The organism is Paenibacillus sp. JNU01 (assembly GCF_059130585.1).
In genome coordinates, this window is record NZ_CP169723.1 from 131,171 (window position 1) to 155,714 (window position 24,544).

A 24,544-nucleotide genomic window follows, 5' to 3' on the forward strand; every position below is an offset into this window, starting at 1 on the left:
GTTTAACTTGTATTCTCGTTTACATTGGATCACAGGCCTTTGGCCTGTGATTTTTTGGTTTACTTATCACGAGTCTGAGCTGATATGATGCTCAATAGAGACTACAGGAGGTACGCCGCTATGATGACATTACTATTCTATTGATACGAGCTGGCACGATAAGCTCGTATCGATAGAAGTGTTCTTCGCTATCGATACGAAATAAATCTTATTTCGGAGGTAGCGAATATGGAAAAGATATGTTTTGAATTAGTGCAGGTTGAAATGTCCTATATGGATAAAGCAGTTCTGAATATTGAGCGACTGGCCGTGCATCAACTGGATCGCATCGGTGTAGTGGGTGGTAATGGTCAGGGTAAAAGTACATTATTGAAACTCATTGCGGGACAGATCCAGCCAATAGCCGGAAAGGTAAAACGTTACGCAGAGTTTGGTTACATGGAACAAGTAGAACCACCCCAGCCAAACGAAAATCTGGAGGTTGACGGGGCTTTACTCAGCAAATTGGCGATTCCTCAACATGATAAATCATGGAGTGGCGGAGAACAGACCCGTTTGAAACTGGCTCAATTGTTCACTCATTACCACGAAGTATTATTACTGGATGAACCCACAACCCATCTGGACCAAGAGGGCATTACATTTTTACTGGATGAATTGCGGTATTACTATGGGGCAATCGTGCTGATCAGTCATGACCGTGCGGTTCTGGATGAACTGGTGACCACGATCTGGGAAATTCATCAGGGAGAAGTCCACGTATATACCGGTAACTATAGTGATTATCAGGAACAGAAGAGGCTGGAGCGTGAACAGCAACACCTGGCCCATGAACAATTCTCCAAAGAGAAAAGAAGATTGGAGCTGGCCGCCCAGGAAAAGATGAAGAAAGCCGAGAAAATAACGCAGGCTGGAAACATGTCCAAAAAAGAATCCAAGGTAAAAGCAAACCGCATGTTTGAGACCAAATCCAAAGGTACCAGTCAAAAAGCAGTGCATCGTGCTGCTAAAGCGATTCAACAACGCATGCAACAACTTCAAGAGGTGAGTGCGGTGCAGGAGGATCGACCGATTATCTTCCGTCAGCCGAAGACATTGGAGTTACACAACCGATTTCCAATTATGGCAGATCGCCTTACACTTGAAGTGGGTGGAAACATATTATTGGAGGATGCAAGTTTTCAAATTCCGTTAAAACAAAAAATAGCGATAACTGGAACCAATGGCAGCGGGAAAAGCACATTGCTTAACCATGTTTTCCGTGCTGGAGATGGAATCACGATGTCTCCAAAAGCAAAGATCGGTTATTTTCAGCAAATGAGCTATCGTTTCACGATGAAAGATACTGTATTACAATTTCTGAAAAACCGTTCGGAATATGAGGAATCAGAGCTTAGAAGTGCGTTGCACGCGATGCAGTTTACAGGGAATGACTTGCTCAAGAATGTGGGAACATTAAGTGGAGGAGAAGCGATTCGTCTTCAATTATGTTATTTGTTTCTTGGGCAATATAACATTCTATTGTTGGATGAGCCGACGAATTTTCTTGATATGCATGCCTTGGAAGCGTTGGAGCGTTTTATCAAGGCGTATGAAGGAACGATTCTCTATGTATCTCATGACCAGAGGTTCGTTGAAAATACAGCGGATCAACAATTTCAGATTGCGGAGCGTCAATTAATTCGGGTGAATATATAAGTTGAACTAAAAATATTTACACTGGACACTTCCATGACAGAACAACCAACAAAAACAGCCAAAGAGATTTTGGCTGTTTTTGTTTTAGAATATGGATGCTCGTGATCCAATAGGATATGTAGATTCATTAAGAATCGATTTTTACAACCGTTGAATGCATGTTACCTGTAAGACGTTGAGGTGGAAATACCATGCGCACGGGTGCGATGATGATCGTGGCAAATACCGCTTTGATCAGATCACCAATAATGTAAGGATAGAATCCTTGAATCATGGCCTCGGGCAAGGACATTTTGTATGCATAAGCCAGCCAGGGAACGCCTGAGACATAATTTAATAGTGAACCAAATAATTCAATGATGATAAACGCAAAAATAAAACCTTTAACCCCTTGGATTCTCACTTTGGAGAGGAACAAACCGATCAGGAGTGCGGAAAAGGGCCAGATTACAACATATCCCCCGGTCGGACCTAAGAGAACAGCAAGACCACCAGTTCCATGTAGAAGTGGGAAGCCTAGTGCTGTCAGCACAACAACGAGAGCAATACTTAAGAACCCATACAACGGACCAAGTAACCCTCCGGCCAGCATAACAGCCAAGGTTTGTAATGTTATGGGTACCGGGGAAAAGCCAATAGGAATGCTTATGTAACCAAAAAGTACTAATATTGCGGCCATAAGGGCGCTGAATACAATGCCTCGCAAAGATAATTTCATGTTTGAACAATCCTCTCCATTTTGGTAATATGATTGTTAACCAATTATATAAATGTGGTTGACGATTAGGATCGTACCACATAAAAATAGAAAGGGAAAGGACTAATTTACGATGCAAGGCAACCTGCCCATAATTACATTAGAAGATATCCGAGTGCATTATGCTTCCGAGGATGGTCAACTAAGGAAAGCGCTGGACGGTATCTCGCTTACGCTGCATCAAGGAGAATGGATTAGTATTGTAGGGGCGAATGGCAGTGGGAAAAGTACGCTCGCCGGGCTACTCATTGGATTCATTCCATTATCGGGAGGGGTACGGATTATCCCGGAGGCACTAACCGTCCGAGGTGTATTGCAGCAACCGGATACCCAGGTATTGGGGGACACGATTGAAGAGGAATTCCACTATGCATTGTCTCCATTAATGATTACTGTAGAAGAACAATTGGAGCTCAGGCAGGACGTATTACATACCGTAGGACTTCAATATGCGCCGGATATGGCCATCTCACAGTTATCGGGTGGACAGAAACAACTGCTCAACATTGCTGTAGCGCTCGTGTCCAGACCCGATGTATTGATTCTGGATGAACCAACAGCCATGCTTGATCCCGGAGCAAGAGACCGTATTGAGACCATAGCTCAGAAGATCACCCAGCGGGGGACAACGGTAATCTGGATTACGCATCATCTGGAAGAAGCGACCTTGTGTGATCGGATTATTGCTATGGACCGAGGGCGTTGTGTGTACGATGGAAAGCCCGAGTCCTTTTTCTATGAAAAAGAGATGACTGAGAAGGCTATTTTGAATAAAGAGCAGCTATCTCCCTGTGAAAGATTAGGGTTGGATCCTCCGTTCACTGTGAAGACTGCGTTATTGCTCAAGCACAAAAAAGGCATCAGGCCAGAAGCCATGCCACTGAGGCCTGAACAATTGGCTAAGGAGGTCGCACGTTGGAGATCGAATTAACCAATATACGTATAGAAGCATCGGAATCGAGCAAGCGTGCACTGCTTGAAGATATAAATATTCAGTTGAACAGTGGGGAAATCACGTTGCTGTTGGGCTGCACGGGTTCAGGAAAAACGACTTTACTACAGACGTTGGCTGGTCTGAGACCTCCCGATGCAGGCAGTATCACATTGGATGGTACACCTTTCTGGAAAGAAGGAAAAGTGCCGAAGTCCATTTTATTGCAAATGGGACTATTGTTTCAATTTCCGGAACAACAACTGTTTGCCAGAAGTATTCAGCGTGAATTCGCATATTCTCTGCGTTCCTATCGATATTCAGAGAAACACCAACAAGAGCAGATCACAAAAGCTCTGAATCAGTGGGATCCGCCGGTATCCCCGGAGTTGGAACGACGTTTTCATCTGGACAGGTCGCCATTTGCCCTAAGTGGGGGAGAGAAGCGCAGACTAGGTCTTGCTCTCGGAATGGTGACCAACCCACATTGGCTTCTGCTGGATGAGCCGAGCGCTGGTTTGGAAGCGCAAAGTGTCGTGCTTTTGCTGGATGCATTGGAGCAACATCGTCAGGCAGGTGGTGGGGGCGTGGTAGCAACACATGATTTGGATACATTCTTGCCTTGTGCGGATCGGGTATTGTTATTGCAGGAAGGTCGCCTAATCGCCGATCTTACGCCGCGAGAACTTCACGATAGGCCTGAATTGCTGGAGCAGACAGGGATCGGACTGCCACCTTCGATGCGACTAGCACAGCAGATGAGGGCTGCGGGTCTTGATCTGCCTTCTATCGCGATGACGCCAGAAGAGATGGCTGAAAGTATTATTCAGTCTACGTTCGTTGAGGTGGGCGTTCAGAACAAAGCAAAAGTGGCATCCGAACCAGCGATTAACCCGGCAGAGGGAGATACAATGGAGAATATGGAAGAGCACGATCCGAAGCTTCTTCCGAACACATGGACTCATTCAGGCGGATTATATGGTGTTATGGACCCGCGTTTGAAATGGATTTTATATATTTTGCTGGTCACCGCCGCGATGCTTCAACATCGATGGCTGGGATTGACATTAACACTGGTGCCGGTAGTGACAGCACTTGCCGGGCTCCCGCGTCAGACTTTGGCTGGATGTATGAAGTTAATGAAGCCACTATTATTCTTTTTCATCATATCGACAGCGCTATCGGGGACAACCCTTTCAACAGAGGGAGGGGGTCTGCACTTTGGCTTTTCCCTGATGCAGGCAGAGGGCACTTTGCTGAATGTGTATCGTTTGTTTATCGTCACGTTGGCAAGTTTATGGTTTTCACTGACGACACCATATGGGCGAATGGTAGAAGGACTGAATTGGGTACTCGGTATCGGTAAAAAGATCAGACTGCCCGTAGCTTCGTTTGCTCTTGCTGTATCGTTAATCTTTCGATTTATCCCGATGATCTGGAGTGAATGGCAGCGATTCTCACTGATTGTACGGGCACGTGGAAAGGTCGCTTTAAGACCAAATACCGTACGGATTCGTGATTTGGGTCCGATGGTGATTCCCTTGTTAATGGCACTGTTCCAACGTGCAGAGGATATGACTATTGCGATGGAAATGCGTAAAGTTAGAGAGCACTCTATGCTTGGAACGCGCTCTTCGTTATTGGTGTGGTCCAAGCGTGATACCTGGATTAGCATGGCAGGCCTCATTGGTTTTGTACTATTAGTATGGATTGGCCAATTGTGATGAATTAGAATTATTAACGCTGTGTTTTCCAAAGATCATGCATAAGTACGGTCGACCTTGCTCACAATAAGTGTGCGTGAATCATCTGGAAGTGGATCAGGAGGGATAAACGATGAAAGATAAGTTTTTGCGTGAAGAACGACAAGAATATACCGATGTGTCTACGGTGGAGTCGCAGCGAAACGATATCACACTCGAAGAATTCCCGGAGGGTCCTTACGGTTCATCTCTGTTATCCGAGTCTCTTGGGAAAAGTTCTCCGTGGCGGGCGGATCAGAGGTCTGCACATCGTTTTGATTATGAGAATCATGAGCTTCACGAGGGAGAAGTACGGGATTATCCGGGTCAGGATGTTTTTGACGAAACGGTTCCGGATAATGTGTCCAAACCTCAATACACGGAAGAATCGTAATGTGATATGGATATAAAATAGAGCGCAGCCTCCGACAGGTTTTATCTTGTTCGGGGGCTATTTCGTTTGTCCTCAATAAAAACAAATCTCCTCCAATTCCACATTATGGGTTATTATATTTGTAGCTCGGAGTAAAAATTTGGTTGAGTAGGCGGAGGATTCGGAATGGGCGGTTATTGGAGTGTGCAGTAGAATTACCTCCAACTCATGGTGAGGCTAAGAATTTCACGGAAAACTTCTCTGATTTTTCTTTAACCAAAGGACGGATCATGTTTACCATTGTAAATATGGATGGTGAGAATGTCGGAGGTGTAAACCTGAACAGCATTGATGAGAGAAACGGTACCTTTAGCATTGGCATTCAAATTGACAGGGATCATCGAGGAAAAGGATACGGAACCAGAGCTGTTCGAATTTTGCTGAAGTATGCCTTCTTCGAGCGTAGGCTCAACAAATTCAATGACTCTGTACTCGAAGGAAATGAACCTTCTGCAGCCATGATGAGAAAACTTGGATGTATTCAGGAAGGTGTGCGTCGCCAAGTGATCTACACCGATGGAAAATACCAGGATATGATCCTCTTTGGATTAACCAAAGACGAGTTTATGGAAAAAGAGGGGCTTGTTTGATTGTTTGATTCCAGCATATATAAGATCACTAGGTGCTTGAAGTCTGCCAATGATCATTGGATAAATGGTATGTACATTACGCTAAAGGTGAGAGTATATTCTAATGATATCAAAATCTGAGGTGATCGTGTGGATAAAGGGATACCTGATCCGACATGGAAAAGGTTAGGTTTTGCTGAACAGCCTGATTTTCATACTTCTGGTCTGGGTGTAGGGATTGTAATTATCGATTCAATTAAACCACATCATCTCGTACATCACTTAAATACAGGAATTAAATGTGTTACCGTACATGAAAATATGACTGTCACTATGCGAGACATTTCATCTATGAACAGGGAGGAGGATAATCGGAAAGGCGAGCATGGCCTTATGAGTGTATTAGCTTTGGCTCATGAACCTATTCTATTAGAGGGACAGATTCATGTCGGGATTGCACCAGCAGCAACATTTATCGTTTTAGATCATGGGGCATTTACAACTGGAGAAGGAGAACGTCTGAAAAAAAGGAATGGAATGGATTCTTGAACATGGGCTCGAATGGAATATAAAAATTATTTTAAGCACTGGTTGGCAGGCATTAGATAATGAAGTTTATCTTAAAAATACGAGTGAAAACTCAACGGTTAAAGCATTGGCGACAGCTGTGCAACAGGGCATTTTGGTTATTTGTTCGAATGGGAATACACGTTTAAATAACATCATGCCTCCAATACAGTATTTAGCAGTAGGCGGCTACGTGGATCGTGGAAATGCTGATCGTTCATTACACGCTCCTTTCCCTGATGAACCTTATGGCAGAAATGGAGATGGTCACTATAGACCAGATATATTAGCGCCCAGACTAGACCTTACGATCCCCTTTTGTGAAATTGAAGAATCTACTCGGCGTGTATCTTTTTATGGGGGCACATCTGGAGCGGCTGCCCTTGTTGCTGGTGTTGCGGCTCATCTATTCTCCCGATTTCCGAGTTTAAGTTCTGAGATGCTAAGACACTTATTAGTCGAGCATGGAGAACCACTGGAGGGTGATGATAACCTGGCTCCTCGAATTAACGTTGAGAATACAATTCGTTATATGGACAGGGCAGTTAAGCCAAGCTACATAACAAAAACTTTACCCATGGTAAGTATAAAAAATCAAAATCCCTATAACACAATTCATTCAATGGATGATATCGAAAGAGCGCTCTCTTTAACAGTTTTAGTGGAGAGGGGAGGATTATCACGTGAAGAGTTGTGGAGCTTCACTAAGGATTCATCCGCTATTGTTCGTAAAATTGCAGTATCGACCCTCGGCCAACCGATGAACGAACGAGAGCGAAAGTTGTATTGGATGTATTTAATGAATGAAACAGAAGGGGGAGTGCGTGGATGGTATATGCATGGATTATTGCAAAATGCTCCAAAGGAGGAAATACATAAATGGATAAATTGGTCAACAGATATTAACTGGCGGTTCGATGGTGTGTTAGCGAATATTTGGCTCAATATCCAGAGTGTTTTCCCCAACTGGAAAAAAACCAAGATCCTGACGCTATACATATCAAGGCATTGCCTTTAAGGCAATGGTTCACGACTCTATTTCTATAATGAAGTAACGTAAATCAGTATGTGGAGGGAACCTTATGAAACAAACCATTTCAAGTGATGAATTAATCATTGATTGCAAGGATATTTATTTGCGCGAGTATCGACTTGAGGACTTAGAGAAACTGCAAGAAATTACGTGGCAACCTGAGGTGTATGAAATGTTACCCGGATGGAACGCTACGATTGAAAACAGGACCCTGTGGCTCACCGAATATGAAATCCCTGAGAATCAGCGTTTTAAACAAGCAGTATTGGCGGGAGGGGATATTGGAGATTTATACTTACGTATGGCTATCGTACTGAAAGAGAATGATGAGTTCATAGGATGGTGCTGCTCAGGGACCAAGGACGAACTGCCAGCACCCAATCGGGAGATTATGTACGGTATTTCGAAACACTTCAGGAATCGTGGCTATACAACGCAGGCAGTAAAAGGGATGACACAGTATTTGTTTGAACATACCAACGTTGAAATATTAAATGCCATCGCTTTGATTACCAATCAAGCATCCAATAAGGTGATACAGAAATGTAATTTTGAACGGTTAAATTTGATCGAGATCGAGAATGAACCTTATCACCATTATCAACTGTGTAAGCATGAAGGTCATTTTTGATAGAACATAGTCCCATGTAGAATCGTTATAACATTAACATTTTGGATCAGGCTAGACAGTTATTGCTGGCTGCCTGATCTTTTTCTTTCATTTATTTATAGGACAAGGCTTATTTTAAAAATTTTCTCCGCGATAATAGCGTTCCAGTTTGTGATCCAAATGAACAAGCTGCGCCTTTTTTTCCTCGATATCATTCAGCAACTTTTGCTTTTGATCCTCAATTAGCCTGGTTCTTTCTTTCAACGTGGAGGTTCCTTCATTGACCTGATCATAATACTTTTTGATGTCTTCCACACTCATCCCCGTTTCACGAAGGCATTTGATAAAAACCAGCCAGTTCAGATCATCCTCCAAATAAAGGCGGTTATTCTGCTGATTTCGTGCAGCAGGTTTCAGCAGTCCCTTTCTTTCATAAAAGCGGATCGCTCCTATCGAGATATCAACTTTTTTGGCTACTTCTCCAATCGTTAACATGTGAATCCACCTTTTTATAAAAAAAATTTGACCTGCACTAAGTGTAGCATAGTAACTTATACCTTGTTAAATAAAAATCTAATGACGGAAAGAAGGATTCACATGAAAAAAACTGTTTTTGTAACCGGAGCAAATAAAGGAATTGGATATGAAATTGTAAAACAGTTGGGTGAAGCTGGTTGGAAAGTTATCCTTGGCGCAAGGAGTGTCGAACGGGGGGAAGCAGCTGTTTCGGAGTTAACTTCCAGGGGATTGGATGTAGAATTTGTGCAGATCGACATGATTGACATGAAGAGTATCGAACTGGCAGCTGATACGATCTATAAGAAGTATCCCTCAATAAACCTTCTGATCAATAATGCAGGTATGCCTGGTGCATTCTCTCATTCCTTCACGGATACGAAAGAGGAAGACCTGCGGAACGCCTTCGAAGTGAACTTTTTCGGCACGTTCCGTTTGAATCAGCGTTTGTTCCCGTTAATTAAAGATAATGAAGGCACAATCATTAATGTTTCGACCGACATGGCATCTCTGGACCATATGCAAAATGCGGAATTCACTTTAAATGCCTTCGACTATAACTCATCCAAAACGGCCAACAGTGCCATGACTCTTTCCATGGCCTATGAAGTCAAAAACAGCAAGGCTCAAGTCTTTGCAGTCACGCCCGGATTCACTTCAACAGATCTTAACGGCAATGCCGAAGGCGGTAAATCAAAAGAAGCCGGCGCTGCGATTATCGTGCGTTATGCGACAGATGGTAAACGCCATAATGGGGAGTTCCTTGATGAGAATGGCGTATACCCTTGGTAATCCATAAGATAATGGGTATGAGGGGCTAAAAAATTTTGAGTTCATTCTGACTGATTTTGTCTCTTGGATAGCAAGGAATATGAGAATATAACGTCGAATAAGAAAAATGTGTTTGTTAGTTCTAATTTATTAGTTGTATATGAAACAAACATAAACGTAGACGAACATCTTTCTTGTACCAGTTTAAGAGAGCATGTACTGAAAAATCATATTTCTAACAAGTGTATCAATCGGAGGTATATATTTAATGGGGGTTTCATTAGATAAAGCATGTTTAACAGATGCAGTGACTATTCATGAGATGAAAGTTAAATCATTTATGCCTTTGTTGGAAAAATATCAGGATTTTGAAACAAGCCCTGCTAATGAAACCGTAGAAAGAGTTATTACTCAAATCAATCAATCTTTTACAGATTATTTCATAATTCGTCATCTTGAAATTGCTGTTGGTGGAATAAGAGTCGTGAAAAAAGAAAATCAAGTCTACAGTGTTAGCCCAATTTTTATACTGCCAGAACATCAAGGAAAAGGAATTGCTCAAAAAGTCTTTACAATAGTTGAGCAGATATATGATGATGCAAAATCATGGAAACTAGGTACCATCTTGCAAGAGAAGGGAAACTGTTATTTGTATGAAAAGATAGGCTATAAAAAAACAGGTGCAACAAAAGCAATTAACGACAAAATGACAATGGTATTTTATGAGAAGCATTTATAGGCCGTAAATCCTTGAATAAGAGGCTTCAGATTCCTAAGCTTGTAAGCCCGGAAGCCTCAAACCAATTGGACTACTACTCTTCACTCTATCAAACAGATACAAAAAAGAATCCCCCATTCGTTTCTTAATTGAAATGATGGGGGATTCTTCATGGCAATGAAAAGCCGGAGTCTACCTCAATTCAGACATCAGTCTTATACAGCGGCATCAAAATCATAAATTCAGTTCCCGCGCCTACCTGACTTCGTACTGTAATTTTCCCACCATACGACTCCACAATTGAGCGGGTAATGGCTAGACCGAGACCTGCACCACCTTGTTTGCGCGAACGAGAACTGCTTGTGCGGTAAAATCGCTCAAAGATATGGGGCAGATGTGCAGGTTCAATGCCTGTGCCGTTATCCTTTACTGACAATTCAGCCTTATGGTGCGTGGCATATAACGTGATGGAGATGGCTCCATGCTCTGGATCGGTGTGCTGCACCGCATTATGGAACAGATTCAGCACAACCTGCTTCAGCTTATAAGGGTCAGCCAGTAAATGGACCGCAGCCGTCAAGTCCAGATGAATGGACCTCAGCTGAGCCATCATCGCAAGTTGGGGTTGCATTTCAAGCAGCAGACTGTCCAACTGAATGACCTCACGCTCCTGCTTCGGAGCCTGGTCCAACTTGGTCAGGAGCAGTAAATCTTCAACGAGCTTGTTAATTCGTACCGATTCGCCGTGCATGCTGTCCAGTGCTTTATACAATTGATCCTGATTGGTCGCTGCTCCCCGCTGTAGAACTTCAATGAAGCCGTGAATGGAGGTAAGCGGGGTACGAAGCTCATGGGAAGCATCGGACAAGAAACGCTGCATCTGCTCTTTCGATTCCCGCTCCGCTTCAAACGAGTTCTCCAACCTTTCAAGCATCCCATTAAATGAAACGGCGAGCTGATCCACTTCCTCTTGTCCCTGAACGACGGGAAGTCGTTCTGCAAGGCTGCCTGCATCGATCTGCTGAACTTTATTCACCATGTTGGACAGGGGAATCAATGTCCGGCGTAATACCTTAGTGTATAGAATAAGACCGGCTACCATCGCCAACAGTGATAACATCAGAAAGATCAGAAGCTGTTTAATAATCAAGTCTTTCAGTGGTTTTGTAGCTGTGCCCATCTGGACCATGGGTAAGCCCCGATTGCGTGGACCTGGTGAGGCGAATACAATCAATTGCTCATTCCCTTGACTATCCGTTACGATCCGGTAGGGAATATGTTTTTGTTCTTTCAACTCCGCTGTAATGTCTTGATATTCAACGCTTGATAGATGAGGAGCTTTCAGACCGTCTTCCCCAAAAACATCCTCGAACGTACCTTGATTATCAAACAACGCCAGTGACCGGTCCGGAATAAATAGCACCCGATTGCCAGATCCGTTACCTGCCTGTCCTCCAAAAGGATTGTTGGAAGAGCCACTACGTGACTGGATTCCAAGCCAAACCGGGGGCATGGACATGAGCTGTTCTTGCATAGTTTTTGCCTGATTTCGATACAGAAAGCTTTCCATGATCCAGAATTGCAGGATACCGATTAACAATAGCAACCCAGCAAGCACGAACAGAGAACGTGAGAGCAATTGAGAACGCAGTGAACGGGGCCAGATCCATTGGTGAAAGCGTCTTAAACGAAGTTTATTTTTCTTAGGCAGTGAGTTCATCAGAGGTCCACCCTATACCCGACACCCCGAAGCGTGCGTATGAGTTTATGCTCTTTGTCCCCGAGTTTGTCACGCAAGGAGCGAACATATACCTCCACAATATTTTCTTCTCCGCCAAAATCATACCCCCATACCCGGCTCAAAATGGTTGCTTTGCTAAGTACGATCCCATGATTAAGCACAATAAATTTTAACAGTTCGTATTCGGTAGGAGATAACTCCAGGATCTGATTCTGATAGGTGATTTCTTTGCGCTGATCATCAATTCGGAACGGACCGTGGGTGACGGCTCCTATTAATAAAGGAAATTGATTGCGCAGTCTGGCCTGAATTCGAGCGAGCAGCTCGTCGAAGGCAAAGGGTTTGATCATATAATCATCAGCCCCCAGCCAAAGGCCCTTAACCCGATTCTCGACTTCGTCCTTCGCTGTCAGCATAATAACACCAACCTGAGCTCCGGTCTTACGAAGACGCTCGACCACTTCGAATCCATCCATCTCTGGCATCATGACATCCAGAATAGCCATATGTGGCCTGAATTCAAGTGCCAACTCAAGCGCAGTCGCTCCATCCGGTGCCGTACGCACATCGAAGCCTTCATTGCTTAATCCAAGCTCCAGAAATTGCAAAATATGTGGTTCATCATCAGCCAATAGTATTTTAATTCCGCTACTAAGCTTCATAATGCGGGGTTCCTCCTTGCTTGCTTCCATCTTAATTCTCCCTCAAGTGATAGGGACTATATGTTGTATTATCGCTTGCTAAACTGAAATTTAGCTGAAAGGATTATGAATTATCCTCAGACAACATTCAGCGGACACTCATCCCAGTTTTATTTTGGCATGTCAGAATAGTAGACATGAAGAACTTTGAAGGAGTGATTAACATTGAATAACACCAAAAGAAGGATGGATTTTGTCCTTCTGCCAATTGTATTACTGGCGGCGTTTTTGAATGGATACGGTATCTGGAACGATCAATATGCCAATTCCTACTATACGACTGCCGTTGGTAGTATGCTCAGCAACTTCCATAACTTTTTCTATGCTTCACTAGACTCGGCAGGCTCCGTCACTGTAGATAAACCACCTGTGGTCTTCTGGATTCAGACGGCTTTTGCCTATGTCTTCGGATTGCACGGATGGAGTGTTATTTTGCCACAGGTATTAGCGGGAATCGGTTCGGTGCTCCTGATCTATTTCATGGTGAAACCTACATACGGTCTTGCAGCAGCACGGATCTCGGCGCTTGCAATGGCGACTGTGCCTGTCGTGGCGGCAGTCAGCCGGACCAACAATATTGACAGCATGCTGGTGTTTACACTACTGCTGGGTTCATGGTTTTTGTTCAAAGGCAGCAAACAAAACAGTGCTTGGCGCATACTGGTTGCCTTTGGGTTAATCGGCTTAGCCTTTAATATGAAAATGCTTCAAGCCTACATGATTCTCCCGGCTTTTTATTTGTTCTATTTGCTCGCATTTCAGGCGAAATGGAGAAGGAAGATCATCCTGATGATCGGCAGTACAGCGGTTCTGGCGGTCGTTTCCTTATCCTGGGCCGTCACTGTGGATTCCATACCCGAAGAAGAGCGTCCTTATATCGGCAGCAGTGAAACGAACTCGGTCATGGAACTGGCATTTGGATACAACGGCCTGGCTCGTCTAACGGGTCAGCAGAATACTTCAGGTAACGCTGGTATGCCAAATGGGATCGGACAGGGAAATAATCGTGGCAATCAAGGGGACGTGTCTTCAGTTCCTAATCAGACGGATAGTGGTGTTCCTGGCGCTGGACGAGATGCCAATGCACCGGATACCGATAATTCAAATGCTTCAAACGGCAGGAACGCCATGGGCGGCATGAATGGGCTGAATGGCAATTTCCCGAACGGACAGATGCCAAATGATATGGAAATGCCAAACGGAAGAAATTTTGGCGGTAATGGTGGCGGAGGCATGGGAGGCATGTTTGGTACGGGGGAGAAAGGTCCTTTGCGTCTCTTCCAGACTGAACTGTCAGGTCAGGCAAGTTGGCTATTGCCAGTTGTGCTGATTGGGTGCATTGCCATATTTGCAGGGTTAAGACGGAGAAATATAACCAATAAGCACAAGGAGGCCTTATTCTGGTTGACCTGGCTGCTGCCGGTTGCTGCCTTTTTCAGTGTGGCAGGGTTCTTCCATCAATATTATCTGATTATGCTTGCACCTCCAATTGCAGCGCTGACTGGCGCAGGATTTGTAGCGATGTGGAAGTTATATCGTGATCGCACCGGATGGCAGGCGTGGTTGCTTCCAGTGTCCATACTGCTTACGACGCTGTTCGGCTGGTATATCATGCAGGTGTATAACGATACGATTGGTGCAGGATGGTCGATTAGTGAATTAATCGCAGGCATTCTGGTTACGGTCATTCTGGTCGTTATGCTTCATCGCACACATCGATGGAAACAGGGCTTCATTATCGCGGGATTCATGGTGATGCTGATTGGTCCAATCTATTGGGCATTCACCCCAATTACTTATGGTGGCAACAGTATGATTCCGGCAGCAGGACCTACGGGTTCGAATAGCATGTTTGGTCGAGCCGGAATGGGCATGCCGATGGGTAACGGTGCAGGAGATACAGAAATGCCTGCAACGGGTGGCCGAGGTGGAATGGGTAACCGTAACGAAGAAGTGGATACAGCCACATTGAATTATCTGAAAGAGCACAATACGGGCGAAACGTATCTCTTCGCCACTACGGACTATAATCAGGCAGCGCCTTATATCATCGATGAGAAAGCAGCAGTGATTACGCTTGGCGGTTTCTCCGGATCAGACCCGGTGTACACCACAGAGGAACTTGAGGAACTCGTCAAGAGCGGGCAAGTGAAATATTTCATGGTTGGTGGCATGGGTGGCCGTGGAGGAAACTCGGAAATTACCGATTGGATCAAAGAACATGGAACCGAGATTCCAACTTCAGAATGGAAGACAGGCACGGACAGCGCGTCCATGAATAATGGAGATACAGAGAATGAAGCTGGACTCGGATTTGGATTCGGGTTCGGATTTAGCGGACAGACGACCTTGTACGAAGTGAAATTATAAACTGTAATGAAAATCTCGAACGAAGTCCGTTGGAAAAGGGAGGGGACGAACATGGCTCACGCGTACCGATACAGCATTATTATTCCTATGTATAACGAGGAAGCGGTGATTGAGGAGACTTATCGGCGTCTGAAGAAGGTCATGGGCAGCACAGGAGAGAGCTATGAACTGTTGTTTATCAATGATGGCAGCGTGGATCGAAGCGCACAGATGATCCGTGATTACGCTCGTTGGGACGAGAGTGTGAAACTGATTGATTTTGCCCGTAACTTCGGACATCAGATTGCGATAACAGCGGGTATGGATTATGCAGTGGGGGATGCGGTGGTGATTATTGATGCGGATCTACAGGACCCTCCCGAACTGATACTGGATATGATCGCCAAATGGAAAGAGGGTTATGAAGTCGTATATGCCCGACGCACCAGACGCAGTGGGGAAACTCGCTTCAAGAAATGGTCTGCCAGTCTGTTCTACCGTGTACTTCGTGCCTCCACGGATACGGATATCCCGGTAGACACCGGAGATTTTCGCCTCATTGACCGCAAAGTATGTGATGAAATGAAACGTCTTCCGGAGAAAAACCGATTTGTGCGCGGGTTGGTCAGTTGGGTCGGATTTCGTCAGACGGCTATTGAATATGAACGGGATGAACGTCTGGCAGGTGAAACGAAATATCCGCTGAAACGCATGCTGAAGCTGAGCCTGGATGGCATTACGTCATTTTCGCATAAACCGCTCAAGCTGGCCGGATATGTAGGTGCGATCCTGTCGGTAGGCGGATTCATCTACATGTTAACGGTTATTGGTTCAGCCATCTTTACGGATTCTACGATTAAAGGGTGGCCATCCATTGTGAGTATCATGCTGATGTTTAACGGATTCATCCTGATTATGCTGGGCATTCTGGGCGAGTACGTTGGCCGAATCTATGATGAGACCAAGGCACGTCCACTATACATTGTAAGAGACGTGGTTCAGGCCGAGAGTCAGCAAGTGCAATCCCGATTGACAGCCCGAGTTGCTCATCATGACTAAGCGTCTGGTAACAATCTTCAAGTTTGGTATTGTGGGCGTTGCGAATACCGCAGTGGATGCGGCGGTGTTTGCTATACTCGCACTGGTCGGTATGCCGATTCTGATTGCTCAAGGAGTCTCGTACAGCTGCGGTGTTGCCAACAGCTATTGGCTGAACGGCAGGTGGACTTTTCGAGATGCGACGCGAGGGGGTAACGATAGAGCGAAACTTATTCGTTTTCTAATCACCAATCTCATCGTTCTTGCATTATCCGCCCTCATTCTGATGACATTGCACGATGTGTTGGGATGGAGTCTCGTGATGAGCAAGATCCTGGCGACATTAATGGGAATGGTCCTGAACTATATGGCTAGTAGATATTGGGTGTTTCGTATAGGAGCTTAGCTGCGTGCAGTATGAAATATTAGTTATACGCAGCAAATGAAAGGAGTGTATGATGAAATGCGCATTAAAAAAGCAGTTATTCCGGCAGCGGGTCTCGGAACCCGTTTCCTGCCAGCAACGAAGGCACAGCCTAAAGAGATGTTGCCCATCGTGGATAAACCGGCTATCCAATACATTGTTGAAGAAGCAGTGCAGTCAGGCATTGAGAATATCCTCATTGTGACTGGACGTAACAAAAAATCCATAGAAGACCATTTTGATAAATCGGTTGAACTTGAACATTCTTTATATGCCAAGGGCAAACAGTCTTTACTGGAAGAGGTGCAAGCGATCAGCGAGATGGCCAATATTCATTTTATTCGTCAAAAGGAACCGCTGGGTCTGGGGCATGCCATTGGATGTGCACGGCAGTTTGTAGGAGATGATGCCTTCGCAGTACTGCTCGGCGATGACATTATGGTGTCTGATCCGCCTGCACTTGCCCAGATGGTTCATCTCTATGAAAAGACAGGCAGCCAGATCATCGGTGTCCGTCAGGTAGACGCGGCACATGTGAGCAAATATGGCATTATTGATTCGGCTGGTGCAGAGGACCGGGTTCACCGAGTCACCAATCTGGTCGAAAAACCTTCCCTTGCAGAAGCACCATCCCGAACAGCTGTAATGGGAAGATATATTCTGAAACCTTCCGTCTTTCCCATTCTGGATCAGATCGAGAGAGGGGCCGGAGGGGAATACCAGTTAACGGATGCCTTGAAAGAAATAAGTCAGGTGGAGGAGTTGTTAGCTCTTGAACTGAAAGGACGTCGCTACGATATTGGCGATCAATTCGGATATATTCAGGCGATCTTGGAGATCGGATTGATGCGCAAGGAATTACAGCCCATGCTGACACCCTATCTTCAAAAGCTTGCAACCCAGTGGGTATAGGCATTGATATGAAGCAGAGGCCCACATCTGCTGCAACAAGATAGCCTTTCCTTCGTCCATGGTTCTTTCATCGAATCCAGCATTGTACAATGTTTCCAGTAACGCTACAATGAGCAAGAAGTTCAAGTTGCTCTTGGAGGAGTGAGGAATCATGAATGAGACTATCATCAGGGACCTTATTAAGTATATGGACGTCGAGGACAACGCCGCCATTCAGTACATTCAGACCGAGCATCGGATGAAACTGGGACACTTTTGGGGAATACAGAAAGGTAACCGTGTGCTGGAAATCGGGTGTGGTCAGGGAGATACAACAGCCGTACTTGCACACCTGGTGGGGGAGCATGGGTACGTTCATGGTGTAGATATTGCACCAGAGGATTATGGTTCACCGTTGACCGTAGGTGAAGCGGCAGCCAAGCTGCGGAGATCTCCGCTGGGTGACCGAATTCGAATGGATTATGAGTTCGACATTCTAAGTAATGAGGTTCAATTTGCCGAGAATGAGTTTGATGTGATTGTACTATCCCATTGTTCCTGGTACTTGAAATCGTTTGACGAACTCGCCCGGATTCTTAGCAAGGTTAGGACGTGGGGACATCACTTATGTTTTGCCGAATGGGATGCACGAGTAACAGATGTGAGCCAGCTCTCGCATTGGTTATCCGTTCTCATTCAGTCCCAGGTTGAATGTTACAAGGAGAACAGCTTCTCCAATGTGCGTACGCTTTTTACACCGGAGGATATTCAGGAGCTTGTCACTGCGTCAGGCTGGATGATGAAGGAAGAGATTTCGATCCATTCTTCCGAACTGCAGGACGGTCGCTGGGAAACTGAAATGACACTGGCAGAAGCGCCTGAGGAACTAAAACGGCTTCCGATCCCTGACAAAGTAAAAACACTTCTTCTTTCCGAACTGAAATTACTCAGAACACATCATGCGTTGGGCCCTGGGAGTCCACTGGGGACGTATGCCATTATTGCCAACAAACAGTAAGGAAATCACGAATAAATTTTAATAGCCAAAAAAATATGTTTACTTCATCACGGTAATTTTGATATTATAATCGCAATATCAAATGCGACGAAGAGACGAGTAGATAAAAACGATTCTTTCAAAGAGAGCTCCGGCAGCTGAAAAGGAGTAAAGAACTTTTTATTGAATAAAGACTCAGAGCAGCACATCGGAACTTAGCATTAAGGGATGGTGTGACAGGCGCTCCTGTTACAGAGCTAGAGTAGGAAGGTATACAACAGCAACATGGTTGTGTAACCTTTACTTGAAGAGGCGGATATGGTGACATATCAGCGAATCTGGGTGGTACCACGAGAGTTCAATCTCGTCCCTGAGACTATTGTCTTGGGGATGGGATTTTTTGGTTTTTTCGGGGCTGTGACTACACGCTTTGGAATTGCCTGAATAGTGTTTAATAAGAGGAAACTCACACCGAAAGGAAATGATGATTGAATGTCAGCAAAATTGAAAGTTGGTATCGTCGGTGGAACGGGAATGGTAGGTCAGCGTTTTGTAGACCTGCTCGATCAACATCCATGGTTTGAAGTAACAGCTATTTCTGCAAGCGCCAATTCGGCAGGTAAAACATATGAAGAATCCGTACAGGGCAGATGGAAACTCGCAGTTCCTATTCCGGAAGCGGTGAAGAAAATCGTGGTTCAAGATGCTTCGCAGGTCGAAGCTTTTGCCAGCCAGGTTGATTTTATTTTCTGCGCGGTTGATATGAAAAAGAATGAGATTCAAGCGCTCGAAGAGGCTTATGCCCAAACAGGAACACCTGTCGTATCCAACAACTCCGCTCACCGCTGGACAGCAGATGTACCTATGGTAATTCCTGAGATTAACCCGGGACATCTGGACGTGATTGAAGCTCAACGCAAACGTCTGGGTACGAAAACCGGATTCATTGCCGTAAAACCAAACTGCTCGATTCAGAGTTATGTGCCAGCATTGCACGCTTTGCGTGAGTTCAATCCGACTCAGGTCGTTGCTTCCACGTATCAAGCCATCTCGGGAGCAGGTAAAAACTTTACGGACTGGCCGGATATGCTCGATAATGTCATTCCATACATCGGTGGCGAGGAAGAGAAGAGTGAACAGGAACCTCTCCGGATCTGGGGTAGCATCGAGAACAATCAGATCGTCAAAGCTTCTGCTCCATTGATTACCACACAATGTATTCGTGTGCCGGTAACGGATGGGCATCTGGCTACCGTGTTTGTAAACTTCGAGAAAAAACCAAGCAAAGACGAAATTCTGGAGCGTTGGTTGCAGTTCAAAGGTCGTCCGCAGGAACTGGCTCTGCCAAGTGCACCAAAACAGTTCATTACGTATTTTGAAGAAGAGAACAGACCACAGACAAAACTGGATCGTGACATCGAACGCGGAATGGGTGTATCGACAGGCCGACTGCGCGAAGATTCACTCTATGATTACAAATTCGTTGGATTGTCCCACAACACGCTCCGCGGAGCGGCAGGTGGTGCGGTTCTGATCGCTGAATTGCTCAAAGCCGAAGGATACATTCAACCGAAATAAGCATCAAAGAATCATGAACAGCAACAGATTTCTGCAAAGAATGATTAGATGAAAACCATCACTTGTTGATGGTTTTTTTTGTGGGCTATATCCGGAAAACGGAGTGGAGTCATGGAGTGGTATGAAATATGTAAAGTGAAAAACGCCGACAGGATTGTCAGCGTTATTTACTGCGCAGCTGCCGGGCACGGACTCGAAGCTTCGGATTCAGGAAGAATACGACTCTTTAGCCGAGAAGCCGGACAGCTGCCTTCTTCGTCGCGTTTGGTTTCCCAATGAATAGGATTGGTCATATCCGGGATGCGTTGCTCCAAAATGGCTTGATATTGACGTGCTTTCTCTTCCAAATGAGCAACCCGGCTCTTGGCTTCTTCAAGCTGAATCAGCGCTGCTTCCTTGTATTCCATCATAAGTGCGAATCGCTGTGCAACGGTTGAATCCCCTTCAAGACAGAGATCGACGTATGTTTTAATGTTCTCAATCGGTAAGCCAGTCTGTTTGAGGCATTTGACACCATGCAGCCAGTTGATGGATTCCTCATCAAACACCCGAATGTTATTTTTATTGCGTTGAATGCTTGGAACCAAACCTTTATCCGTGTAAAAGCGTACCGCGTGCTCTGTGAGTCCTGTAAGCTGGGCAGCATCCTGAACCGTATACATATGTAACCCTCCTCGTAAAAAATATATTGGAGACCGCTTGACTTCGTGTAACACGAAGGAGCTAGGGTTATTGTAACGCAAGTCGGACGGAAGTGGAACAACTGCTTTTTTTGCTGAATTTCAGCAATACGTGAAGACTTGCGATTCACAATAGAACCTTAGGAGGCGTTAATATGCAAACTGTAACTTTAAATAATGGAGTGAAAATGCCGATCATCGGCTTTGGTGTCTACCAGGTTCCTGATGCCGATGAATGCGAGAACACGGTATATGAAGCATTGAAGGCAGGTTACCGCTTAATTGATACGGCCGCCGGATACCTGAACGAAGAAGCAGTTGGACGCGCGATCAAGCGCAGTGGCATACCGCGGGAAGAACTGTTTATCACGACCAAGCTATGGATTCAGGATGCCGGATATGAAAGTACCAAGCTGGCGTTTGCCAAATCGCTCAGTAAGCTGCAGCTCGATTATCTGGATATGTACCTCATTCATATGCCTTTTGGTGACTACTACGGGTCTTGGCGTGCGATGGAAGAACTGTACCGCGAGGGCAAGATCAAGGCAATAGGCGTCAGTAACTTCCTGCCAGACCGTCTGATGGATCTTATTGTTCATAACGAAATTGTGCCTGCCATCAATCAGATCGAAACACATCCGTTTCAACAGCAGGTCGATAGTGCTGCTTTTATGAAAGAACAGGGCATACAACACCAGTCATGGTCACCGTTTGCGGAAGGTCGCAACAATTTATTTAGCAACGAAGTGCTGGCTTCCATTGCCGGGAGACATAACAAATCCATCGCCCAGGTTGTACTCCGCTGGCTTGTGCAACAAGACATCGTGATTATTCCAAAATCGGTACGCAAAGAGCGGCTTATCGAGAACTTTGATATTTTCAATTTTGTACTGAGTCCGGAAGAGATCGCAACCATTTCCACGCTGGATACCAAGGAAAGTCTATTCATTAAGATTGACGACCCTGAAGTTGCCCAGATGCTAGGTAATATGAAAGTGGATTTGTAAAGACAGAAACGAATGACTAGATTTACGAAGCGGAGCTGTATCGTAGCGATATTAGTAATAAAAGCAATCCAATGTAAAACGCCGACAATCATGTCGGCGTTTTTTACATTCCAGTATGTTGTTAGGCGGCAGATGTCTTATCCGACTTATGCAGAAGCTGAGAGCGACGACCGAGCAGATAACCTGTCAGGGAAGCAAGCATCTGTTGGAATACCATGCCGAGCACAACCGGGACAGCAACAGGTGGCGGAAAATACGAAACAGCGAGTACTGCACCTGCGCTGATATTACGCATGCCTCCATTAAACACGAGAGCTACCTGGTCGGCCTCATTCCATCCCAACAATCGAGCAATAAAGTAACTTAGTGCATAACCGAAAGAGGCCAGGAAAATAATGATGACCGCAAGACCAGCCAATTTCCAGTTGAAATCGGCCAAGTAGGGGGCAACAACAGATCCATTTATTGCAACGACGGATGCCATAAACAATTTGGATAATGGATTCAATCTCGGTCCCCAGACCGGGACAATGGCGCCTTTGGTCCACTCATTCAAAAGCATACCGAGCAGGGATGGCACTACAATCATCCAGAACAGACTGCTCATCATGGCAGCTGTATCCAGGGTGACACTGGTGCCAATCAACAGAGATAATACGCCGGGAACGACGAAAGGAGCAAGCATCGTATCAATCAGGATGATGGAAAGCGTAAGTGCGATATTGCCCCGATAGATGCTGACCCAGATGAAGCTGCTTATTCCAGTTGGTATAACGGCTGCCAGAACCAGACCCGTTATGGTGTACGCATCTGTAGGGAACACCAGATGACCCATACCGAGAGCAATTAGAGGCATCGCCAAATGCAAAATAAACAGACATACAAACAAGGGGAACGGCTTCTTCAGTACATTGACAAAATCCCGTATCCCAAGACTGATACTTCCAGCGAACGTCATGAACGCAAAGAGCCAAGGAGATAAAAAGGTATAAGAAGAAAGGAAACTCCCGCATAACACGCCAATAATAATGCTGATTGGGGTAATCAGTGGCATGATGCGGTTCAAGCGTTGGTTCAAGGCTTGAAGCATTATCATGACATCCCTTTACCGTGTGATTTTACTATTATACATGTTAATAACGCTGGCTGCAGATCCATTTGCAATAAAACAGTCTAAACAGGTATCATGGACTTGGAACAAGGATTTAGAATAGGAGAAAGGGAGATGATCATGTTTATAAGAAAACGAAGGCACACATTAATGATGACAGGCCTTATCGCATCAAGTATTCTTTTGATTTCGGCCTGTTCTGTCGTGGAGCAAGCCAATGAAAGTTTAAATTATGTTAGTGGGGCTACTGATTATATAGAACAGGTATCGAACGCCGGCGCAGATCTGCAAGAGCTCGCATCAGGTGCAGTGAACAATCCGGAGATAACCACTCAGATTCAGGAGAAAATCGATCTGATTCAAGCAGAAGCAAGCGAATTTTCTCAGCTGACTGCTCCTGCGATCGGTGAGAGCATTCATGAGAATCTGGTCAGATACAATACGCAATTAACGGAAGTTGTGGACCATTTCGAGAATACGATTACAGAGCAAGGGTTTACGGTGGGAAATTGGGAGAAGACGGGCATTCCTGAACTGATCACCAACATCAATAACATGAAAGATCCGCTTAGTGGACTTCAGGGGGAATAAGTTGAATTCATTTTCAATATGTAGAGACCACTCAGTTTGAATTTTCATTTTTTGTAAGGGCGAGATATCGAAGGGATAGAATTTCTGATATCTTCGCTTTTTTTATTTTCCGTTGACTCATGCATATTTAATGTCACAGGAGCTAGACTATAGCAAGTAATCACGAGATGAATATGAGCCAGGGTTTGATATATTTTGCCACAAAGGAGAATTGGATCATGACTGAACACAATGGAAAAGTAATCATTATTACTGGTGGAGCTAGTGGTATTGGTAAAGAAACAGCCCTTCAACTTTCGGATCAAGGTGCGACTATTGTTATCGCTGACTATAATGAAGACGGAGCGAAGAAGCTTGCGGCAGAGATTGAAGCAGCAGGCGGAACAGCGGGCGCATATAAAGTGGATGTATCCAAAGGGGACGAGATCAAATCCCTGATCGACTGGACAGTTGAGCAATACGGGACGTTAAGCGGTATCTTCAATAACGCAGGCATTGGACTTGTGAAGCCATTTCTGGAGATGGACCCGGAATCCTATCACAGAGTCATTGATGTAGATCAACACAGTGTATATTATGGGATGTATTATGGCGCGAAAAAAATGGTTGAATTAAATGTACAAGGTACCATTGTTAATACCGCTTCAATCTATGGAAGTGTTGCTGCAGTAGGCAGCTTCAACTACAATGCAGCCAAGGCGGCTGTTGTAATGATGTCCAAGTCTGGTGCATTGGAACTTGCGGAGCATGGAATTCGTGTCGTTGGTGTAGCGCCTGGTTTTATCGAAACACCGATTCTTGGCGATGACCAAGCCATGAAAGATGCACTTGCTACTCAACATATGCGTGGAGAACTTATTCAGCCAGAGAAAGTAGCCAGTGTGGTTACATTCCTGTTCAGTGATGCAGCAAGTGCAATGAATGGTACAACCGTAGCAGTAGATGATGGTTTCCTCAGCTTCAAAACCAAATAAGTAACCCTTCGAGGATGAAGGGAACGTCTCCTCAAATAAACAGAAAAAAACGGTGCAAAACGATTTATTCGTTTTGCACCGTTTTTGTATTTCATTATAAAGGAATCGTGGCATAGG

General features: G+C 45.0%; 25 protein-coding genes and 1 other annotated feature. Of the genes, 19 read left to right on the forward strand and 6 right to left on the reverse strand.

The features are described 5' to 3' along the window. Positions 1-228: 228 nt before the first annotated feature. The gene (locus NLBNIHML_RS00480) at positions 229-1,698 is read left to right on the forward strand and encodes an Msr family ABC-F type ribosomal protection protein (protein ID WP_494353488.1); all 1,470 of its coding nucleotides are present in this window, start codon (positions 229-231) and stop codon (positions 1,696-1,698) included. Positions 1,699-1,825: 127 nt separating this feature from the next. Here the strand turns inward: NLBNIHML_RS00480 and NLBNIHML_RS00485 are convergent, their stop codons facing one another. Continuing rightward, positions 1,826-2,416 carry a biotin transporter BioY gene (locus NLBNIHML_RS00485; protein WP_494353489.1) on the reverse strand — a complete coding sequence of 197 codons (591 nt, stop codon included), beginning with the start codon at positions 2,414-2,416 and terminating at the stop codon, positions 1,826-1,828. Between the two features lie 112 nt (positions 2,417-2,528). Between NLBNIHML_RS00485 and NLBNIHML_RS00490 the strand changes: the two genes are divergently transcribed. The 7 genes from NLBNIHML_RS00490 to NLBNIHML_RS00520 all read left to right on the forward strand — a co-directional run bounded on the left by NLBNIHML_RS00490 (position 2,529) and on the right by NLBNIHML_RS00520 (position 8,361). Continuing rightward, a complete protein-coding gene (locus NLBNIHML_RS00490; RefSeq protein WP_494353490.1) occupies positions 2,529-3,386 on the forward strand; it encodes an ATP-binding cassette domain-containing protein in 858 nt (285 codons plus the stop codon). Further along, positions 3,371-5,110, forward strand: coding sequence for an ATP-binding cassette domain-containing protein (locus NLBNIHML_RS00495; RefSeq protein ID WP_494353491.1), 1,740 nt, complete (start codon positions 3,371-3,373; stop codon positions 5,108-5,110). The genes NLBNIHML_RS00490 and NLBNIHML_RS00495 overlap by 16 nt, the downstream gene beginning before the upstream one ends. A gap of 112 nt (positions 5,111-5,222) precedes the next feature. Then, positions 5,223-5,522, forward strand: a complete 300-nt coding sequence (locus tag NLBNIHML_RS00500; protein WP_307537017.1) for a hypothetical protein — start codon at positions 5,223-5,225, stop codon at positions 5,520-5,522. Positions 5,523-5,698: 176 nt separating this feature from the next. Next, complete coding sequence (locus tag NLBNIHML_RS00505; protein WP_494354646.1) at positions 5,699-6,151, forward strand: GNAT family N-acetyltransferase; 453 nt, start codon at positions 5,699-5,701, stop codon at positions 6,149-6,151. A gap of 129 nt (positions 6,152-6,280) precedes the next feature. Further along, on the forward strand, positions 6,281-6,679 hold the full coding sequence (locus tag NLBNIHML_RS00510; protein ID WP_494353492.1) for a hypothetical protein: 399 nt from the start codon (positions 6,281-6,283) through the stop codon (positions 6,677-6,679). Continuing rightward, on the forward strand, positions 6,663-7,715 hold the full coding sequence (locus NLBNIHML_RS00515) for a S8 family serine peptidase (RefSeq protein WP_494353493.1): 1,053 nt from the start codon (positions 6,663-6,665) through the stop codon (positions 7,713-7,715). The genes NLBNIHML_RS00510 and NLBNIHML_RS00515 overlap by 17 nt, the downstream gene beginning before the upstream one ends. 64 nt (positions 7,716-7,779) lie before the next feature. Continuing rightward, a complete protein-coding gene (locus NLBNIHML_RS00520; protein ID WP_494353494.1) occupies positions 7,780-8,361 on the forward strand; it encodes a GNAT family N-acetyltransferase in 582 nt (193 codons plus the stop codon). A gap of 114 nt (positions 8,362-8,475) precedes the next feature. Here NLBNIHML_RS00520 and NLBNIHML_RS00525 read toward each other — a convergent pair whose 3' ends face one another. Then, entirely contained in the window at positions 8,476-8,835 is a 360-nt protein-coding gene (locus NLBNIHML_RS00525) for a MerR family transcriptional regulator (RefSeq protein ID WP_342572853.1), read from the reverse strand. A 102-nt stretch (positions 8,836-8,937) separates the two neighbouring features. Between NLBNIHML_RS00525 and NLBNIHML_RS00530 the strand changes: the two genes are divergently transcribed. Continuing rightward, entirely contained in the window at positions 8,938-9,648 is a 711-nt protein-coding gene (locus NLBNIHML_RS00530; RefSeq protein ID WP_342572854.1) for an SDR family NAD(P)-dependent oxidoreductase, read from the forward strand. A 247-nt stretch (positions 9,649-9,895) separates the two neighbouring features. Then, positions 9,896-10,366 (forward strand): GNAT family N-acetyltransferase, encoded by a 471-nt coding sequence (locus tag NLBNIHML_RS00535; protein ID WP_339242277.1) that lies wholly within the window; start codon positions 9,896-9,898, stop codon positions 10,364-10,366. A gap of 181 nt (positions 10,367-10,547) precedes the next feature. On the opposite strand, the gene NLBNIHML_RS00540 is transcribed toward NLBNIHML_RS00535, so the two are convergent. Together NLBNIHML_RS00540 and NLBNIHML_RS00545 are read right to left on the reverse strand one after the other, a co-directional pair. After that, positions 10,548-12,065: a sensor histidine kinase gene (locus NLBNIHML_RS00540; RefSeq protein WP_494353495.1), complete on the reverse strand. Its 1,518-nt coding sequence runs from the start codon at positions 12,063-12,065 to the stop codon at positions 10,548-10,550. Beyond that, a complete protein-coding gene (locus NLBNIHML_RS00545; protein ID WP_494354647.1) occupies positions 12,065-12,748 on the reverse strand; it encodes a response regulator transcription factor in 684 nt (227 codons plus the stop codon). The genes NLBNIHML_RS00540 and NLBNIHML_RS00545 overlap by 1 nt, the downstream gene beginning before the upstream one ends. Positions 12,749-12,973: 225 nt before the next feature. On the opposite strand from NLBNIHML_RS00545, the gene NLBNIHML_RS00550 reads away from it, so the two are divergent. From NLBNIHML_RS00550 to asd, 6 genes are all read left to right on the forward strand, one after another. Beyond that, positions 12,974-15,157 (forward strand): ArnT family glycosyltransferase, encoded by a 2,184-nt coding sequence (locus NLBNIHML_RS00550; protein ID WP_494354648.1) that lies wholly within the window; start codon positions 12,974-12,976, stop codon positions 15,155-15,157. 51 nt (positions 15,158-15,208) lie between these two features. Then, the gene (locus NLBNIHML_RS00555; protein WP_494353496.1) at positions 15,209-16,195 is read left to right on the forward strand and encodes a glycosyltransferase family 2 protein; all 987 of its coding nucleotides are present in this window, start codon (positions 15,209-15,211) and stop codon (positions 16,193-16,195) included. Further along, complete coding sequence (locus NLBNIHML_RS00560; protein ID WP_494353497.1) at positions 16,188-16,580, forward strand: GtrA family protein; 393 nt, start codon at positions 16,188-16,190, stop codon at positions 16,578-16,580. The genes NLBNIHML_RS00555 and NLBNIHML_RS00560 overlap by 8 nt, the downstream gene beginning before the upstream one ends. Before the next feature lie 57 nt (positions 16,581-16,637). Beyond that, positions 16,638-17,510, forward strand: coding sequence for a UTP--glucose-1-phosphate uridylyltransferase GalU (galU, locus tag NLBNIHML_RS00565; protein WP_494353498.1), 873 nt, complete (start codon positions 16,638-16,640; stop codon positions 17,508-17,510). Positions 17,511-17,661: 151 nt separating this feature from the next. Then, a complete protein-coding gene (locus NLBNIHML_RS00570) occupies positions 17,662-18,507 on the forward strand; it encodes a class I SAM-dependent methyltransferase (RefSeq protein WP_494353499.1) in 846 nt (281 codons plus the stop codon). Between the two features lie 78 nt (positions 18,508-18,585). Then, positions 18,586-18,861: a binding site (T-box leader), on the forward strand. A 117-nt stretch (positions 18,862-18,978) separates the two neighbouring features. After that, a complete protein-coding gene (asd, locus tag NLBNIHML_RS00575; protein WP_339260880.1) occupies positions 18,979-20,064 on the forward strand; it encodes an aspartate-semialdehyde dehydrogenase in 1,086 nt (361 codons plus the stop codon). Between the two features lie 167 nt (positions 20,065-20,231). Here asd and NLBNIHML_RS00580 read toward each other — a convergent pair whose 3' ends face one another. Continuing rightward, positions 20,232-20,726, reverse strand: a complete 495-nt coding sequence (locus NLBNIHML_RS00580) for a MerR family transcriptional regulator (RefSeq protein ID WP_494353500.1) — start codon at positions 20,724-20,726, stop codon at positions 20,232-20,234. Between the two features lie 173 nt (positions 20,727-20,899). On the opposite strand from NLBNIHML_RS00580, the gene NLBNIHML_RS00585 reads away from it, so the two are divergent. After that, a complete protein-coding gene (locus NLBNIHML_RS00585) occupies positions 20,900-21,751 on the forward strand; it encodes an aldo/keto reductase (protein WP_494353501.1) in 852 nt (283 codons plus the stop codon). Between the two features lie 121 nt (positions 21,752-21,872). On the opposite strand, the gene NLBNIHML_RS00590 is transcribed toward NLBNIHML_RS00585, so the two are convergent. Continuing rightward, complete coding sequence (locus tag NLBNIHML_RS00590) at positions 21,873-22,841, reverse strand: bile acid:sodium symporter family protein (protein ID WP_047842786.1); 969 nt, start codon at positions 22,839-22,841, stop codon at positions 21,873-21,875. 141 nt (positions 22,842-22,982) lie between these two features. Here NLBNIHML_RS00590 and NLBNIHML_RS00595 point away from each other — a divergent pair, with 141 nt between their 5' ends. Together NLBNIHML_RS00595 and NLBNIHML_RS00600 are read left to right on the forward strand one after the other, a co-directional pair. Next, a complete protein-coding gene (locus NLBNIHML_RS00595) occupies positions 22,983-23,453 on the forward strand; it encodes a DUF6376 family protein (protein WP_494353502.1) in 471 nt (156 codons plus the stop codon). A gap of 218 nt (positions 23,454-23,671) precedes the next feature. Next, on the forward strand, positions 23,672-24,427 hold the full coding sequence (locus tag NLBNIHML_RS00600) for an SDR family NAD(P)-dependent oxidoreductase (RefSeq protein WP_494353503.1): 756 nt from the start codon (positions 23,672-23,674) through the stop codon (positions 24,425-24,427). Positions 24,428-24,544 lie beyond the last annotated feature (117 nt).